General features: G+C 46.6%; 14 protein-coding genes. 10 read left to right on the top strand and 4 right to left on the bottom strand.

The annotated features are described in order from the left end of the window. Nucleotides 1–198: 198 nt before the first annotated feature. Complete coding sequence (locus NFI80_RS09860; protein ID WP_235163164.1) at nt 199–1,041, bottom strand: aldo/keto reductase; 843 nt, start codon at nt 1,039–1,041, stop codon at nt 199–201. 167 nt (nt 1,042–1,208) lie between these two features. On the opposite strand from NFI80_RS09860, the gene NFI80_RS09855 reads away from it, so the two are divergent. Next, nucleotides 1,209–1,451, top strand: a complete 243-nt coding sequence (locus NFI80_RS09855; RefSeq protein WP_235163165.1) for a helix-turn-helix domain-containing protein — start codon at nt 1,209–1,211, stop codon at nt 1,449–1,451. A gap of 39 nt (nt 1,452–1,490) precedes the next feature. On the opposite strand, the gene NFI80_RS09850 is transcribed toward NFI80_RS09855, so the two are convergent. After that, nucleotides 1,491–3,629, bottom strand: coding sequence for a type IA DNA topoisomerase (locus NFI80_RS09850; protein ID WP_235163166.1), 2,139 nt, complete (start codon nt 3,627–3,629; stop codon nt 1,491–1,493). Nucleotides 3,630–4,122: 493 nt separating this feature from the next. Here NFI80_RS09850 and NFI80_RS09845 point away from each other — a divergent pair, with 493 nt between their 5' ends. Next, nucleotides 4,123–4,380 (top strand): hypothetical protein, encoded by a 258-nt coding sequence (locus NFI80_RS09845; protein ID WP_235163167.1) that lies wholly within the window; start codon nt 4,123–4,125, stop codon nt 4,378–4,380. Nucleotides 4,381–4,467: 87 nt separating this feature from the next. On the opposite strand, the gene NFI80_RS09840 is transcribed toward NFI80_RS09845, so the two are convergent. Then, nucleotides 4,468–5,373 carry a hypothetical protein gene (locus tag NFI80_RS09840; RefSeq protein WP_235163168.1) on the bottom strand — a complete coding sequence of 302 codons (906 nt, stop codon included), beginning with the start codon at nt 5,371–5,373 and terminating at the stop codon, nt 4,468–4,470. Nucleotides 5,374–5,499: 126 nt separating this feature from the next. Here NFI80_RS09840 and NFI80_RS09835 point away from each other — a divergent pair, with 126 nt between their 5' ends. The 7 genes from NFI80_RS09835 (at nt 5,500) to NFI80_RS09805 (ending at nt 15,323) form a co-directional block, all read left to right on the top strand. Continuing rightward, a complete protein-coding gene (locus NFI80_RS09835; protein WP_235163169.1) occupies nt 5,500–9,342 on the top strand; it encodes a PVC-type heme-binding CxxCH protein in 3,843 nt (1,280 codons plus the stop codon). A 78-nt stretch (nt 9,343–9,420) separates the two neighbouring features. Beyond that, nucleotides 9,421–10,545, top strand: a complete 1,125-nt coding sequence (locus tag NFI80_RS09830; protein WP_235163170.1) for a redoxin domain-containing protein — start codon at nt 9,421–9,423, stop codon at nt 10,543–10,545. Nucleotides 10,546–10,572: 27 nt separating this feature from the next. Continuing rightward, entirely contained in the window at nt 10,573–11,571 is a 999-nt protein-coding gene (locus NFI80_RS09825) for a sugar phosphate isomerase/epimerase family protein (RefSeq protein WP_235163171.1), read from the top strand. A gap of 137 nt (nt 11,572–11,708) precedes the next feature. Continuing rightward, nucleotides 11,709–12,074 carry a BlaI/MecI/CopY family transcriptional regulator gene (locus NFI80_RS09820; RefSeq protein WP_233796154.1) on the top strand — a complete coding sequence of 122 codons (366 nt, stop codon included), beginning with the start codon at nt 11,709–11,711 and terminating at the stop codon, nt 12,072–12,074. Continuing rightward, on the top strand, nt 12,067–13,107 hold the full coding sequence (locus NFI80_RS09815) for a M56 family metallopeptidase (RefSeq protein WP_310587986.1): 1,041 nt from the start codon (nt 12,067–12,069) through the stop codon (nt 13,105–13,107). Before NFI80_RS09820 ends, NFI80_RS09815 begins: the two co-directional genes overlap by 8 nt. Nucleotides 13,108–13,191: 84 nt before the next feature. Then, nucleotides 13,192–14,331, top strand: coding sequence for a glycoside hydrolase family 5 protein (locus NFI80_RS09810; protein WP_235163173.1), 1,140 nt, complete (start codon nt 13,192–13,194; stop codon nt 14,329–14,331). 77 nt (nt 14,332–14,408) lie between these two features. Beyond that, entirely contained in the window at nt 14,409–15,323 is a 915-nt protein-coding gene (locus tag NFI80_RS09805; protein ID WP_235163174.1) for a sugar phosphate isomerase/epimerase family protein, read from the top strand. On the opposite strand, the gene NFI80_RS09800 is transcribed toward NFI80_RS09805, so the two are convergent. After that, nucleotides 15,324–15,842 (bottom strand): hypothetical protein, encoded by a 519-nt coding sequence (locus tag NFI80_RS09800; RefSeq protein ID WP_235163175.1) that lies wholly within the window; start codon nt 15,840–15,842, stop codon nt 15,324–15,326. A gap of 171 nt (nt 15,843–16,013) precedes the next feature. Between NFI80_RS09800 and NFI80_RS09795 the strand changes: the two genes are divergently transcribed. Beyond that, entirely contained in the window at nt 16,014–16,304 is a 291-nt protein-coding gene (locus tag NFI80_RS09795; RefSeq protein WP_235163176.1) for a GNAT family N-acetyltransferase, read from the top strand. Nucleotides 16,305–16,315: the final 11 nt, after the last annotated feature.

The following is a 16,315-nucleotide window of genomic DNA, read 5'->3' as shown; positions in this document are numbered from 1 at the left end:
CAAACCGGGCACATTGAATAAATGCCGGAGGCATGTAACAACTCTCCGTACGTCAATCTCTACCAATATTGCCTCCCTCCGGGATTTCTGAAAATGAAAATGCCGGAGGCATGCCATATCGGTAGAAAACAACAGACGGGGCACATTGAATAAATGCCGGAGGCATGTAACAACTTTCCGTTCGTCAATTGCGCCTTTCTACTTCGACAGCGCTTCAAAGTCCTCATCGGACAATGTAATGTTCGCTGCGCCCATGTTTTCTTTTAAATGTTCCAGCGAGCTGGTGCCGGGGATGAGGAGAATGTGTGGAGCTCGTTTCAATAGCCAGGCTAATGCGATCTGCGATGTTGTAGCGCCGTGCTTCTCAGCGATCTGTGCGATTTTGGATTGTAGCTTGTTCGGGCCGGATGCGAGCGGATACCAGGGGATGAAAGCCATGCCCTGCTGCTCGGTGTAATCAACGACTTCTTCCCATTTGCGGTCACCCAGGTTGTACAGGTTTTGAACAGAAACGATTTCGATCACTTTTTCAGCGCGCTGAATCTGTTCAACATTCACTTCTGAAAGTCCTACGTAACGAATCTTACCAGCCTGAACGGCTTCTACAACAGGTGCCAGCGTCTCTTCAACAGGGAATTTCGGATCGAAACGGTGCAATTGCCAAAGATCGATTTTCTCGACTTTCAAGCGTTTTAAGCTGCCATCAATTGCCTCACGGATGTGTTTCGGATCTCCGTTGGTAACCCATTGGTTCGGGCCGGTGCGGTCGAAGCCACCTTTTGTCGCGATCAGCAGGTCAAGCGGATAGGGGTGCAGTGCGTCTGCGATCAGGACTTCGTTGGTATGCGGGCCGTAAGAATCGGCTGTATCGATGAAGTTTACTCCTGCTTCAACGGCGGCTTTTAACACCTTTTTGCCATTTTCCCGATCAGCAACTTCGCCCCAGACGCCCTTTCCTGTGAGCTGCATGCCGCCATAACCCAGCCTTTTTATCTCAATTTCCCCGCCAACGCGGAATGTCTCTGCAATGGATGTGCTCATAGTTTGTGATTTGTTAATGATTATTAAACATTAACCCGCAGTTTGATGATTTGATTCGCCATGATGCGCATGTTAATGCTTAATTAATTGAGAAATCAAAAATGTCACGCCTGGGCATAATTTGGCACAGTTTTGTTCCAAATCATTTAAATCAATGTTCAGAAAAAATGGAAACCACAATTTACGAAGATCAGGCAAAAGCACTGGTCGCTGAGATGAGGCAACTAATTGAAGCAAAGGGAATTAATAATGGTAATGCTTTGGAAGAAGCGGGGCTGAGCCAGGAAATTGTAGGAAGGATCTTCAATGGTGAGCAGCTGCCCAGTCTTTCGGAATTCCTCGCATTATGCCAGATTTCAGGGATTTCATTCCAGTTGCCGACTGTCGAAACGCCGAATACGCCGATGTAAGGGGAAGAAGGCTGCATATCTAGCCACTTCAAAGCTGCATCACCTAGCCACTTCAAAATTGAAATCACCATTCATGACCAGCCTGGCGTCGGTGGTTTCAGGGTTGCCGGGGATTTGCAGTCCTTTAATTTTGGCGGTTTTGCCTTTGCTTAGCAGGTCATATACATGTTTGTCCGTAAGTTTTTTACCTAAAAACTCAAACGGAATTTTAAAACCGCATACGCTGAAATTGGAACAGCCGTAAGCGGTTTTTCCTTTTTTGAGCAATTGCTCTTTGCATTTCGGACAGGTAAGCGCTTCAATTTTGATTTCTTCCTTAGGCTCTTTCGGCTCGCGGGGCTTGGCCGGTTTCTTTTCTTTTTCCTCCTTTTCGACCACAACGGGCAATTCTTCGGCAATGCTGATCGCACGTCCGCGGTTGTTCTTCACTTCGTTGGTCAGCTCCACAACCATCTGGATCAGCTCCTGTTTGAATGTTTCCATCGAATAGTCGCCCTTTTCAATCAGCCGCAATTTCCGTTCCCAGTTTCCCGTAAGCTCGGCACTTTTCAGGAGTTCATTCTGAATGGTGTCAATGAGGTCGATGCCCGTCTGTGTGGCCAGAATATTCTTTTTTTTCTTCTCAATATAACGTCTTTTAAAAAGCGTTTCGATAATGTTGGCACGGGTGGACGGCCTTCCGATGCCGTTGTCTTTCATAAGCTCGCGCATTTCCTCATCCTCCACCTGCTTTCCGGCCGTTTCCATAGCTCTCAGCAATGTGGCTTCCGTGTAAGCTTTGGGCGGCGTGGTTTTTCCCTGATGCACGCGCGGCTCGTGCGGGCCTCTTTCGCCCACTTCGAAGTTGGGCATCAGCTTTTCCTCTTCCGCTGCCTCTTTTTTCGCGCTGGCATCATTGGCGTAAACAGCGCGCCAGCCCGGTTCCAGAATCTGCTTCCCTGTTGCTTTGAATTCAACTTGTCCCACCATTCCCAGCACCGTTGTGTTTGAAACCTTACATTCCGGATAAAAAACAGCGATAAACCGGCGGGCGATCAGGTCGTAAATGCGCTTTTCTTCCGGGCTGATGTTACCGGGCAAAACGCCGGTAGGAATGATGGCGTGGTGATCCGTTACTTTCTTATCATCAAAAACCGTTTTCGATTTTGGGATTGGTTTCTCCAAAAGCGGCGCGGTCAGTTGCGCATAGTAAGTGAGCTGCCTCAATATGCCCTCTACTCTGGGATGCAGATCTTCGGAAAGATAGGTTGTGTCCACCCGCGGGTAAGTCACGAACTTCTTTTCGTAGAGATTTTGAATGTGCTTTAATGTATCCTCGGCGGAATAGCCAAACTTTTTGTTGGCTTCCACTTGGAGTGAAGTCAGGTCGAAGAGCCTTGGATTTCCTTCTTTTCCTTCCTTTTTTTCAAATGATGTTATTTCAAAATCATGCATCAGCAAATAGGCGAGGCCTTTGTTTGCCTTTTCTTCACTCCTGATACGGTCAATGGTGGCCGTAAATTCCGTTTCGCGGTAAATGGTTTTTAATTCCCAATATTCTTCCGAAACAAATGCATTGATCTCCTTCTGACGCTGAACGATCAATGCGAGCGTAGGCGTTTGCACACGGCCAATGCTCAGGACGACCTTTCCCTGACCAAATTTTTTGGTAAAAAGGCGTGTCGCGTTCATGCCCAGCAGCCAGTCGCCGATGGCACGTGCGCTGCCTGCTGCATATAAGTTGTTATAAAGTGCGCTGTCTTTGAGTTTTTCAAAACCTTCGCGAATCGCTTGTTCGGTAAGCGAAGAGATCCAGAGGCGTTTCACGGGAACGGTGCATTTGGCTTTCAGCAATACCCAGCGCTGGATCAGCTCACCTTCCTGGCCTGCATCCCCGCAGTTGATCACTTCCTCACATTTGCTGACTAGACTTTCAATCACCGCAAATTGCTTCATCGCCCCCGCATTATCAATCAGCTTGATGCCGAAACTGGACGGGATCATGGGAAGGTCTTCCAACCGCCATGATTTCCAGCGTTCTGTATAGTCGTGCGGTTCTTTTAATGTGCAGAAGTGACCGAATGTCCAGGTGACCTGGTAACCATTCCCCTCATAATAACCGTCCCTGCGCTGATTGGCCCCGATGATTCCCGCAATGTCTTTGGCAACACTTGGCTTTTCAGCAATACACAATTTCATAGCTGCAAACTTACTCGATTGAGCCGCAAAGTTTATAAAAACACCCGAAAAACTGACCGAATAATCAATCAGGGAAAAATATTTAAAATTATTTTCAAAATATTTTTTGGCAACACGAGTTTTTTGGGTCGAAAAATTGGCAAAAATGGCTATTGATAAAGTACACTCCGAATTTTATTCTGATTTAAGATCACTTTGCCAAATTGTATCCTATCCTTTTTAATTGGATTGTTCTAAGATTGATCATTGGCATAGCCAAACAGAATTAAGTAAAGTCAAAAAAATAGATTTTAGGTTACTATTCAATTTGCAATCTTTAAATAATGATATTTTCTGAATCAATATAAGCTGATCTTACACTCCAATTTATGATCATTAACACCGAATGTCATAAAGCACATTGTTTGCTTGAACGTTTGTATTCAGATAATTGTAGTATATTTGTACAAGAATTAGAGACAAAAACAGAACAAAAACGTAAACACTATTAACAATGAAAAATACAAAAAATATTTTCGCAGCAGCCTTGATGGCCTTGACTTTCGTAACTTACGCTAACGCTAATACCACTGCATATACAGTTGAAGAAAAAGTAAAAGTTTCCGGACTAAGCAAAGCACTTCCAGCTTCACTTCCCGTTTTGGAAAGTCCGGCACCACAGAAAGCAAAAAATTCGATTGACACCAACAATCACAGTGCATCACAAAAAGCAGCTATCGTAGGCCTACAATTGAAAAGCGCTACGAAGTAATTGAAATCAGCCTTAATTTGAGAAGGCTTTATGGAGAATGAAAGTTAAAGAGGGGGATTATTTCTCCCTCTTTTTTTGTGCCCTAAACTATTCACGGACGCCGGTTTTTTGCCATCTGAGCAAGCCTTCACGGATGTCGGCCAGGATCTGGTAATCGTCTTTGACCCAGTTGCCCGAATTATGCTTGGTATGCTTTGCATTGCGGAGGTAATTTTCAAATAACGCATAGCATTCCATCGCATCCTCGCGCGAATGAAAACTATCGATCCACGCCTCAGGCACTTCGTTTTTGGGCACAATGCCGATGCCTACATTATAGACCTTAATGATGCCTTTTGAGAATTCCCAAGAAATGTAATCCTGCTCCCGGGTGTAAGCAGCCCTTAATATGGATGCATTGTGGCCGATGTAATTGATCAGCCGGTTATAAATTTCATCCTTCGTTTCAGGCGCGTCCGGTTTAATGCGCCAGGCATTGTTCTGAACCGAAAAAGGGTCCTCCATATATTTATCTATCGGCTCGCCATACTGGGCCAGCGGCAGACTGTTTCCCGGCATAAATTCTACCAGAAGTCGCTGCTTTCCGGAGGGTGACGTTTGTATAATGACTTTCAATTCCTCTGTTTTACGATTGGCCGTCAATAAAAGCGACTGATCATTTTCGTCATAGGAATATTGGCCGAAATCGTATTTGCCATCTTGGTAAACGCGGGTGAAAGTGCTGTCGGGGAAAAAGGACATTAAAACCTGATCCATGCTGCCTGTGACTTTCAGCAGGCTGCGATCCTTATTCGGGACGGCCGAACTGCCTCTGAATTTAGCGAACCGCCAGCTTCCAGCCAGCTTTCCCTTGTTCAAAATCAAGGGGTTAATGTTGGTGATCCGGCCCTGGTAACTTGCATCTTTTTTCTGCTTCACGCCACGGTAAATGATCCCATGAAAGTCCATCATGGTAATCAGTATAAGCAGCCATATCATTTTGATCAACGCCATGACAGATCGAAACCTAAGTTTTTAAATGTAGTCTTCCCGAAAGGTTTAAGAGTATTTCCAGAAGATTTTGTGCTTATTCCTGTCATTCCAAGCCCTTTCACCAACTATTACCTGATTGTAACACCTATGCAAATCATAAGGTCAGCCCCGCTTTTCCTCATTTTCCTGTTGCTCAATTTCGGATATAATTTAAAAAATCCCGCCAAGGAAATCAAAAAAAATGTGGTTGTGGAAAATTCCCTTTCTGCCGTTCAAAACGAAGCGGAAGAGACCATCAGTATATTTAATGGAACAGATAAAAAGCCGATTTTAGTCCAGAATGCGAAAGCAAATTTCCGCCCTTACCTGCACCCGATTGTTGCGCCGGACGGAAAAGGCGTGCTTACCGAATATAGCCCGGGTCATCACAAGCACCAAACCGGCATTTACTGGGGTTACACGCGCGTGAACGGGCGCGATTATTTTCACCATCCCGACGGCGATTACTGGAAAAGGGTTTCGGCAAAAGTGGTTGAAGCAAAAGGAACCGAAGTTAAATGGCAAACAGTCTATAATCTGCTTGATTCAACGGGGAAGGCCGTTTTGACTGAAACTCAGAACTGGTCCATGCGTTTCAAAGATGGCAAATATCTGCTCGATCTCGAATGGAATGGTGAGGCACAAACGGATGTGACCATTGGAAAATATGATTACGGCGGCTTGTTCGTGAGAATGCCCTGGAAGGAAGGCATTAAGGGCGAGGTGATCAATGCTGCGCGTCAAAAAAATGAAAAAGCAGAAGGCCAGGCCGCCATGTGGGTGGATATCGGCATGCAGGTGACGGGCCGCGATAACCTCGCTCACATTGCGATTCTGGATCATCCCGAAAATAAAGGTTATCCCCAGACCTGGCGCGTAGACCAGCAACTGGGCGCTGGTCCGGCGAGAGCAAGAAAAGCCGATTGGCACATTAAAAAAGGAGAAACGGAGACGATTAAGCATGAACTCGTCATTTACACCGGCGAGCTGAATGATGTTGAATTAAATAAAACATTTGGCGAATTCATCGGCAACAATGGCACTTATAACACCGCTGCGTTGTGGGCGATTGCACAAAAAGAGGGTAGGGAGGCCAAATTTCTGAGTGCGCAGGAGGCAGTTGCTGCTATGACGATCAAGGATGGTTTTCTGGTGAATGCTTATGCTTCGGAACCCATGATGACGCAGCCGATGGCATTTTGCTGGGATGATAAGGGACGAATGTGGATTGCGGAAAACAAGGATTATGAGTCGAGGGGAAAAGGTTTTTCAAATGCAGGCGACAGCCGGATTTTGATACTGGAAGATACAAACGGCGATGGCGTTGCCGACAGCCGGAAGGTTTTCATGGAAGGCATTGCCTTCCCGTCCGCCATTGCAGTAGGTTTTGACGGCGTTTTTGTAGGCGCTCCGCCGAACCTGCTTTTTGTCCCGGATAAAAATGGTGATGACAAAGCCGATATGGACAACATTGAAGTGCGTCTGACAGGCTGGGGCATCCGCGACCGGCACGAAACATTGAACAGTTTTCACTGGGGGCCCGATGGCTGGCTATATGGTTTGCAGGGTTTTGCCACGCCTTCCAAAGTGGGCAAGCCTAAGGATAAAGGCAAGCTTTACAAGCATAAGGACCCGTTTCCGGAGAATTTTGAGGTCGAAGATGGCGTCGATATCAATGGCGGTGTGTGGCGTTACCATCCTACGAAAGCCATTTTTGAGGTTGTAGCGCATGGTTTCAGCAATCCGTGGGGAATAGATTATGATGCAAAAGGCCAGTTGCTGATGACGGCTTGCGTGATCCCGCATTTATGGCACGTGATCCCGGGCGGCATTTACCACCGGCAGGGCGGCCAGCATTTCAACCCTTATGTTTATAATGATATCAAAACCATAGCCGATCACACGCACCGCTCTGCGCATGGCGGCGCACGGGTTTACTTGTCCGATGCTTTCCCGGAATCCGAACGCGGCAAAATTTTCATGGCCAACATTCATGAGCACGGCATCTTATCCGACATTCTAACGCCAAAGGGCTCGGGTTTCAGCGGAAAGCACGGCGATGATTTTATGATGGCCAACAATGCGCAATGGGTTGGTTTCAGCATGGAAATAGGGCCGGAAGGTGGCATGTATGTCCTCGACTGGCACGATGCCGACATCTGCGGATCGGATGTTTTGAACTCGGAAACAGGCCGGATTTTCAGGATTATGCCAAAAGTTTCCAACGCGGAAAACTGGAAAGGTCGCTATGATGATCTTGGCAAAATGTCTGATATGCAACTGGCCGATTTGCAAACCAGCAAAAGCGAATGGCACGCACGCCGCGCCAGGATCATTTTGCAAAACAGGGCTGTGAAAGGCAAGCTGTCCAAGGATGCGCTTGAAAAAATGGCAAACATTTATGCAAAAGATAATAATGCAGATTACAGACTGCGCGCCATGTGGGCTTTGCAGGTAACAAATGCGCTGAATGCTGATCAATTGATGAAGGCATTGGACGATAAAGACAACTATGTTCGTGCGTGGGCCATTCAATTTTTAACGGAAAACAGCAAGCCATCGCATGAAGCGGTTGCCAGATTTGTAAAGCTTTCAAAAGAAGATCCGTCTCCTGTTGTGAGACTTTATCTTGCGTCCGCATTGCAACGCATGGATCCCGCGCAGCGGTGGGGAATTGCAGAAAATCTGATCGCCCATTTAGCTGACGTCGAAGATCATAATCTTCCGAAAATGATCTGGTATGGCATTGAGCCTTTGGTTAAAAACAATCCTGCGAAAGCGCTGGAAATGGCCGGAAAAAGCAAAATTCCCATGGTGACGCAATACATTGCGCGTCGGGCGGTGGATGCGGATGCTGTGGAAACGGTGGTGACGGCGATTGGCAAAATGCCTGCGAACCATGTTGTTATGATGGAAGGAATGCGTGACGGACTGGAAGGCCGCACGGACATTAAGACTCCTGCAAACTGGAAAGCTGTTTTAGCCAGCTTAAAACAATCGAGCGGCCCTGCTGCATCGCTGGCAGTAGAAATATCCCAGCATTTCGGCGATACGGAAGCGGCAAAAGGCTTTTTGACAACACTTAAAAATGCGAATGTACCCGCAGACCAGCGCCGCAAAGCATTACAGGCACTGGCAACCCGGCAAAGACCTGAATTAGTCGCGGAGCTGTCTAATTTACTCAATAATAAGGACTTGAAGCTTGATGCGATCCGTGCTATGGCCGGGTACGACAGCGAACCATTGGGCAAACTGCTGATTGAGCAATATCACAAATTCAATGCTGCCGAAAAAGCCGAGGTCATTCAGACATTGGCATCCCGGCCAAAATCAGGCTGGTTACTCACTCAGGCTATTTCTAAAAATGTGATTCCTAAAAAAGACATTCCCACTTACGTTGCGCGGCAGCTCAGAAGGGTGGTAGGAAGCGGTTTTGTGGAAGTCTGGGGGCCGATCGACCATGTGGCTTTTGATGAAAAGGCCTATAAAAAGTATAAGGGGCTACTTACAGACAAGAATGTTTCCGAGGCCAGTCGCAACCAGGGACGCATGATTTTCCAGAGAACTTGTGCGCCGTGTCATAAGCTTTACGGCGAAGGCGGCATTATCGGCCCTGAACTTACAGGTTCAAACCGTGCGAACCTCGATTATTTGCTCGGTAACATTCTCGATCCGAGTGGAGAAATTCAGGACGATTATAAAATGGTTGTAGTCACCACGCGTGATGGCCGCACTTATGTGGGCAACATTGCCAAGGAAACGGAGCGGCAACTGACGTTGCGCATTGTTGGGCAGGATGCGGTCGCTATCAATAAATCAGACATTCAGACGCGCGAGGTGACGCCGGTTTCCATGATGCCGTCGGGGCTTCTGGAAGCATTGTCGGATAAGGAAGTGACTGAGCTGGTGGCTTATCTGAGAACCACAGCGCAGGTTGAACTACCCAAATAAATGGCACGATACCAGTAATTTATTGTAATAGATCTACTTTTGATTTAAATTAAAACTCAAACCAAACAGGAGATCGTTATGCGGATTTATTACAGGATTTTACTTGCGCTTATTGTTCTCGTTTCCAGCATTCAATTTACCAAAGCAGAGCAACCCGAGACCTTAAAAATCGGCGCGTCGGCACCGGATTTTAACCTGATGAGCGTGGATGGTAAGAAATATTCCCTCAAAAGCTTCGCCGCTTCACCGGTTCTGGCCATTGTTTTTACCTGTAATCACTGCCCTACCGCACAGGCTTACGAGGATCGTATCAAAAAATTGACGGCTGATTATAAAGCAAAAGGCCTTGCATTGATCGCCATTTCATCTAACGACCCCAAAGCAATCCGCCTGGACGAGCTGGGTTACACGGATTTGAGCGACACATATGACGAAATGAAGGTGCGTGCCAAGGATATGGCCTATAACTTTCCTTACCTGTATGATGGTGACGATCAGAAAACCGCACTGGCATATGGTCCGGTGGCGACTCCGCATATTTTCATTTTTGACAAGGCCAGAAAGCTGCAATATCACGGTCGCATCGACGACGTTGAAAAGCCGACGGGAACGCCTAAAAACCTGGACGCAAAAAATGCGATTGAAGCATTGCTGGCCAACAAACCAGTTCCTGTGCCGTCTACCAAGACCTTCGGGTGCTCTATGAAATGGATCTCGAAAGAAGATGGCGTCCAAAAAGAAAAAGCTGGCTGGGCAAAGGAACCTGTAACGCTCGAAGCCATTGATGAGGTGGGATTAAAAGAGCTGATCAGTAACAAATCGGATAAGCTGCGGCTGATTAACGTATGGGCTACGTGGTGCGGCCCTTGCGTCACCGAATTTCCTGATTTTATGAGCATGCACCATATGTATCGTGGTCGGGACTTCGAATTTGTATCCATCAGCGCCGATAATCCTGATAAGAAGGAAAAGGCCTTGAAGTTCCTGCAAGGGAAATTTGCTTCCAATAAGAATTATATTTTTAATATGGAAGATAAGTATAAAATGATTGAAGCTATTGATCCTAAATGGCAGGGCGCATTGCCCTACACAATCCTGGTGGAGCCGGGAGGAAAGATCGTTTATGCACAGCAGGGCCCTATTGACCCACATAAAATGAAAAAAATAGTCGTCGAAAATAAATACGTAGGCAGATATTACTAACAACCTGATCATTAACCTTTACTAATCATGGCAGAACACGAAATTTCAAGACGTCAGTTTTTAAGCGCATCCGCGCTTGTTACTGCTGGCGTAAGCCTTTTGCCAGGCACAGGCTTTGGCTTTCCGGCTTATATCAAAAACCTGGGCAAGCCTAATTCCCTTTTCAATGGTGTGCAGGTGGGAGCGATTACCTACTCGTGGCGCAGTATGCCGGGCACCGCCGAAGATATTCTCAAATATTGTGTTGAAGCCAATGTAAGCGCTATTGAGCTCATGGGGCCGACAGGCGAGCTGTTCGCCGGAGCACCCGAAGGACCTAAAATGCCGCCCTGGACAGGAGGCAAACGTCCGGAGCTGACCGAGGATCAGAAAGCGGCGCAGGCCGAGCATCTGGTTAAAATGGCGGAGTGGCGCGCAAAGGTCCCTATGGATAAATTTGTTCAGCTCAGGAAGATGTATAATGATGCCGGTGTGAGCATTTATGCATTCAAACCATCGGCACTGGGCGAAAAAAATACGGATCAGGAAGTGGATTATGCATTCCGCGCTGCCAAAGCACTGGGTGCAAACCAGGCCACGATTGAACAGCCCAACGATCCCGCGCAAACAAAAAGATTGGGAGACATTGCTGCAAAAAACAAAGTATACGTAGGTTATCACGGTCATACCCAGCAAACGCCAACCTGGTGGGACACTGCATTGAGCCAATCGAAATACAATGCGCTGAACTTTGATATGGGACATTATGTAGCCGCAGGTTTCGACCCGATTCCATTAATCGAAACCAAACATGACCACATTGTAAGCATGCACGTGAAAGACCGGAAAAACAAAGAAAACGGCGGTGCGAATGTAGTCTGGGGGCAAGGAGATACACCCATTACGGCCGCTTTGGAACTCATGCGCGCCAGGAAATATAAGTTTCCCGCAACGATCGAGCTGGAATATGAGATCCCGGCCGGTTCCGACGCAGTGAAAGAAACTGCTAAGTGCGTGGAGTATGCCCGAAAAGCGTTGGGCGCCTAAAAAAAAGTGACCACTTGTCTTACCGTCACGGGATTCGTTCCGTGACGGTTTTTTCATTTTTAAAGAAAAAATTTATCTAAATATTTTTTCGTACGAAATATTTCCTACCTTTGAATTGTTGACTAGAAAACAGAATCATGGAGCCCACAAAATCGGAATTGGAAATATTACAGGTGCTATGGGAGCACGGCCCTTCAACAGTGAGATTTGTGAATGACAAACTGAACGAAGAAAAGCGGGCTGTGCAGTATTCTTCCACTTTGAAGCTCATGCAGATCATGACCGAAAAAGGGATCGTGATACGGGATGAAAGCAGTATGAAGCACGTATATAGTCCCGCGGAAGCGGAGGATAAAACAAAAAATGCATTGCTGGAAAAGTTTGTGGATTCGATGTACAAAGGCTCGGCCTCGAACCTGGTTATGCAGCTTTTTGGCAATAAAAACACCTCGCAGGAGGAGCTGGATGAGATTAAAGATTTCTTGAAAAAGTTGGATAAGTAAACACTTAAACATCCCTGGTCACCTGCCGGAAGCGCAGATCGAGGCCATTATTTTGCATGAGCTGGCACACATTAAAAGACGCGATTACCTCGTGAATCTGATCCAGATTTTTTGTGAGAATGTGTTTTTCTTCAATCCCGCATTGCTATGGTTATCACGATTGATCCGCGAGGAAAGAGAACATTGCTGCGACGATCTGGCGATATCTGTGATGGAAAACAAGACCTCATTTGTCCACGCACTGGTTTCGTTTCAGGAGTATAATTTAAACGGATCGGCATTTGAAATGGCATTTTCTAAAAAACGCAATCACCTGCTGGACAGGATTAAACGAATTATTTATAACAACAATAAACCGCTAAACGCCATGGAAAAATTATTTGTTACAATCAGTTTAATCACCGTTGCCGCTTTGTCAGCTGCTGTTTCGCAGGACTCACTGACGTCTGCTCCTGTGCAGGTTCAAAAAGTAACCGCAAGCTCCATGCCTGCGCCTCTTGCTGCCGTTGAGCCGCTACCGGTTGCAGTCGTAAATCAGGACACTTTACCTAAAAAGAAAATAGAACCGAAACCGGCGAACGCGGAAGAAGGAGTTGAAGTGACCGAAAATATTTCGCTGAACTATAATGTCGATTCCAATTCAAATATTAACATAAAAAGCAATGGTGTAAGCACTTACAGCATTAATGTGAATGGGAAGCATTATGAAATGGTAAAGATCAAAGACAAAATCACAACGTTAATGATCGATGGAAATGAAATTCCAAAGGAAGACTTCCCGAAGTATCAGCAGGAGATTAACCAGGTGCTGGATAAGATAACAGAAGAGCATAAAAAAGCCGAGGCCCAAAGGAAAGAAGCGGATAAGCATCGCGAAGAAGCAGACAAGCAACGCGCAGCAGCTGACCTGCAACGCCGGGAGGCAGACGAGATGCGGACGCAAGCTGATAAGCAACGCTTACAGGCAGACGAACAAAGAAAACAAGCAGAGAAAAATCGAAAAGTTGCTGAGGAACTCCGCTATAAAAAGTAAGATTGTGCGTTAATCTCTGAGCAAGTAAGTAAAACGTTACCGCGCCTGCATTTTACTAAAAGTATCAAACGAACATGTTGGAACATGCATCGCAGGACTTTTATTAAAAATACGGCTGTCAGCGTAGCAGCAGGTGCGGCCGTTTCGAGTGGCTTCTCATTCAAAACGCAGAACGCGAAAAACAAACTGCCCAAATGGAAAGGCTTTAATCTGCTCGATTTTTTTTCACCAGATCCCGCTTCCAGCCGGAAGCCGACAACCGAGGAACAATTTAAATGGATGAGCGATTGGGGTTTTGATTTTGTCAGGATTCCGATGGCTTATCCTGCATATGTAAAGTTCGACCGCAGCCGGAACATTACACCCGAAGAAGTTTATCAGATAGATGAACAGGCTGTTGAGCGCATCGATAAGCTTGTTACAACAGCACATAAATACAACATTCACGTCAGTCTGAACCTGCATAGAGCGCCGGGTTACTGTGTTAACGCAGGTTTTCATGAGCCTTATAACTTGTGGACGGATCAGAAAGCGTTGGATGCCTTTTGCTTTCACTGGAACATGTGGGCGAAGCGTTACAAGAATGTGTCCAACAAAAAAATAAGCTTCGATCTCCTGAATGAGCCTAGCATGCGCGAGGACATGAACGATCAGCATTCCAAAAGATCGTCTGTGCCGGGAGCCGTTTATCGCAAACTGGCCATAGCAGCTTCGGAAGCAATCCGCAAGGAAAATGCCATGCATCTCATCATTGCCGATGGCAACGATGTGGGTAGTTCGGTTATTCCGGAAATCGCCGATCTGGACATTGCACAAAGCTGCCGGGGTTATCATCCGGGCATCATTTCACATTACAAGGCGCCCTGGGCGAACAAAGATCCGGATAATCTTCCCGAACCGAAATGGCCGGGACAGGTAGGCGACAAATATCTGAGCCGAGCCATGCTCGAAAGCTTTTACAAACCCTGGATCGATATGGTAGGGAAGGGAGTAGGTGTACATTGCGGCGAATGTGGCTGCTGGAACAAAACCCCGCATGCCGTTTTTCTTGCCTGGTTTGGCGATGTGCTCGACATTCTAACGTCCAACGGAATCGGTTTCTCCTTATGGGAATTTATGGGCGATTTCGGCGTACTGGATTCCCGCCGTGACGATGTAGCCTACGAAGACTGGCACGGCCACAAGCTCGACAGGAAATTGCTGACCTTAATGATGAAATACTAAATTGTATCCTGAGTCGGTAAAAAAACGCCTGTTGCAGCTTTTCGTGTAAATCATTCGTTAATTTCAGTCAATTCTTCATGAAACGCAGAACCGCTCTATCTTCTATCCTTGCCGTTTCCGGTGCAGGGATTTTGCCTGCCCAAGCCGCTAAAAGCAAAGAACAGCCTTTTATTTATTCTTTGAATATGAGCACGTTGCGCGGGCATAAGCTTGGTTTCAGGAAGGAACTGGAAGTGGCTGCAAAAGCCGGGTTCGGGTCTGTCGAAATTTGGATCAATACATTGCAGGATTACCTGAAAACAGGTGGAACATTGCAGGATGCAAAAAAGATCATCAATGATCTAGGCATTAAAGTGGAAGATGCCATCGGCTTCGCAACCTGGATTGTGGACGACGAATCGGCGCGTTCCAAGGCGATTGAACAGCTTAAAGTGGAGATGGACCAGCTTGCACAAATCGGCTGCCCGCGCATTGCGGCACCGCCTATGGGTGCAACTACCGGCGATTCGCTGGACCTGGCAAAAGTGGCAGAACGTTACCGGACTATTCTTGAATTAGGGGATAAAACTGGCGTCGTGCCGCACCTTGAACTCTGGGGTTTTTCCAAAAATCTCAGCCGGGTAGGAGAGATCCTGTATGTGGCAGTGGAGTCGGGGCACCCTTCGGCGCGCTTGCTGATGGACGTTTACCATTTGCATAAAGGTGGCTCGGGAATGGATGCTGTGAAGGATGTTGGCAAACCTTTGGTTGAGATATTCCATATTAATGATTATCCCGCAACGCCTCCGCGGGAAACGATCACAGACGCAGACCGCGTCTATGCAGGTGATGGTGTCGCGCCGCTGAAAGATCTGTTAAAATCCCTGAAAAATCCGGAACGGCCGGTTATCCTTTCCTTCGAGGTTTTCAACAAAGATTACTATGCGCAGGATGCATTGCTTGTGGCAAAAACGGGCCTGGCCAAGATGAAAAAGGTGACAGAGGGCGTGTAATCACAACCTGTTTGTCCAAGCCAGAATGCTGAGCACCAGTCCTGCGATGGTTGCAATTCCAGAGATAATGATTGCGAATATGGCAAGAAATCCCTTCGAGCCCGTTTTAGCTGTTATCAGCAATCTGTCGCCTTCTTTGAAGCTTACAGACTCGGTTGTACGTAATGTGTAAGTGCCTGGCTCGGCAATGTTAAATTCTGCAATCGGCACAACACGGTTGCCCGACAAGTCCTTACGCATTCCAAGCATATTGAGCGCAGACACAACTTGCCATTCCCGCTGGTCGGCATCCTTAATTAATGTAAATGTGCAGTTTGACGGAATGACGCCGGTCAGTGACGGCCGCTTATACGCGATTTCATAATCACCGCCCTGATCTATCTTAATTGTATTAGTAGCGGTTTTTGCAGAAAATTCGATTTTGGGTCCGGCATAAACTTGCACGATCCTGGTAATGCTGCGGAATAAAAAATAGGCGCCGGTTAAAAATAAGGCCGGAAAAAGAAGCTTGAATAGCATAGCGGTGTTTTGTTAATGTGCTGAAAGAATAGATAAAGTAGGGAGAAGAAAATACAGATTCACGACGACATATTTGGTTTTTACTTGAATATGGGTCAATTTGTCGGCGAACGGCGGGAACAATTATTTACCGGTCGTTATCCTGGACTTTTTGGTTTATCAGACAAAAATATGATTGAAGTAAAATTAAGGCTGGATGAACGCAAGAGAGGCGCGTTTTATATCGAGGAAGAGGGTAAGCAGATAGGGGAAATGGTCGTTGGCGTCAGCGACACGGCTTTAACGGTTTACCACACTGAAGTTGACGAGAACATGTCCGGGAAAGGATATGCAAAGTTAATGCTGGATGAAATGGTAGGTTATGCGCGCAAACAGAATCTGCAAGTCGTTCCGCTGTGTGAATATGTGCATGTCCAGTTCACAAAACATCCCGACGAGTTCCAGGACGTCTGGCGGAAATAAGCCGGGATGTT

The organism is Dyadobacter chenhuakuii, from assembly GCF_023821985.2.
Lineage (GTDB): Bacteria > Bacteroidota > Bacteroidia > Cytophagales > Spirosomataceae > Dyadobacter > Dyadobacter chenhuakuii.
This window is presented reverse-complemented; position numbering and strand designations above follow the sequence as displayed.

Excerpts from the sequence above, each read along its gene's own strand:
- NFI80_RS09860 (WP_235163164.1), bottom strand. The coding sequence starts at position 1,041 with ATGAGCACATCCATTGCAGAGACATTCCGCGTTGGCGGGGAAATTGAG.
- NFI80_RS09855 (WP_235163165.1), top strand. The coding sequence starts at position 1,209 with ATGGAAACCACAATTTACGAAGATCAGGCAAAAGCACTGGTCGCTGAG.
- NFI80_RS09850 (WP_235163166.1), bottom strand. The coding sequence starts at position 3,629 with ATGAAATTGTGTATTGCTGAAAAGCCAAGTGTTGCCAAAGACATTGCG.
- NFI80_RS09845 (WP_235163167.1), top strand. The coding sequence starts at position 4,123 with ATGAAAAATACAAAAAATATTTTCGCAGCAGCCTTGATGGCCTTGACT.
- NFI80_RS09840 (WP_235163168.1), bottom strand. The coding sequence starts at position 5,373 with ATGGCGTTGATCAAAATGATATGGCTGCTTATACTGATTACCATGATG.
- NFI80_RS09835 (WP_235163169.1), top strand. The coding sequence starts at position 5,500 with ATGCAAATCATAAGGTCAGCCCCGCTTTTCCTCATTTTCCTGTTGCTC.
- NFI80_RS09830 (WP_235163170.1), top strand. The coding sequence starts at position 9,421 with ATGCGGATTTATTACAGGATTTTACTTGCGCTTATTGTTCTCGTTTCC.
- NFI80_RS09825 (WP_235163171.1), top strand. The coding sequence starts at position 10,573 with ATGGCAGAACACGAAATTTCAAGACGTCAGTTTTTAAGCGCATCCGCG.
- NFI80_RS09820 (WP_233796154.1), top strand. The coding sequence starts at position 11,709 with ATGGAGCCCACAAAATCGGAATTGGAAATATTACAGGTGCTATGGGAG.
- NFI80_RS09810 (WP_235163173.1), top strand. The coding sequence starts at position 13,192 with ATGCATCGCAGGACTTTTATTAAAAATACGGCTGTCAGCGTAGCAGCA.
- NFI80_RS09805 (WP_235163174.1), top strand. The coding sequence starts at position 14,409 with ATGAAACGCAGAACCGCTCTATCTTCTATCCTTGCCGTTTCCGGTGCA.
- NFI80_RS09800 (WP_235163175.1), bottom strand. The coding sequence starts at position 15,842 with ATGCTATTCAAGCTTCTTTTTCCGGCCTTATTTTTAACCGGCGCCTAT.
- NFI80_RS09795 (WP_235163176.1), top strand. The coding sequence starts at position 16,014 with ATGATTGAAGTAAAATTAAGGCTGGATGAACGCAAGAGAGGCGCGTTT.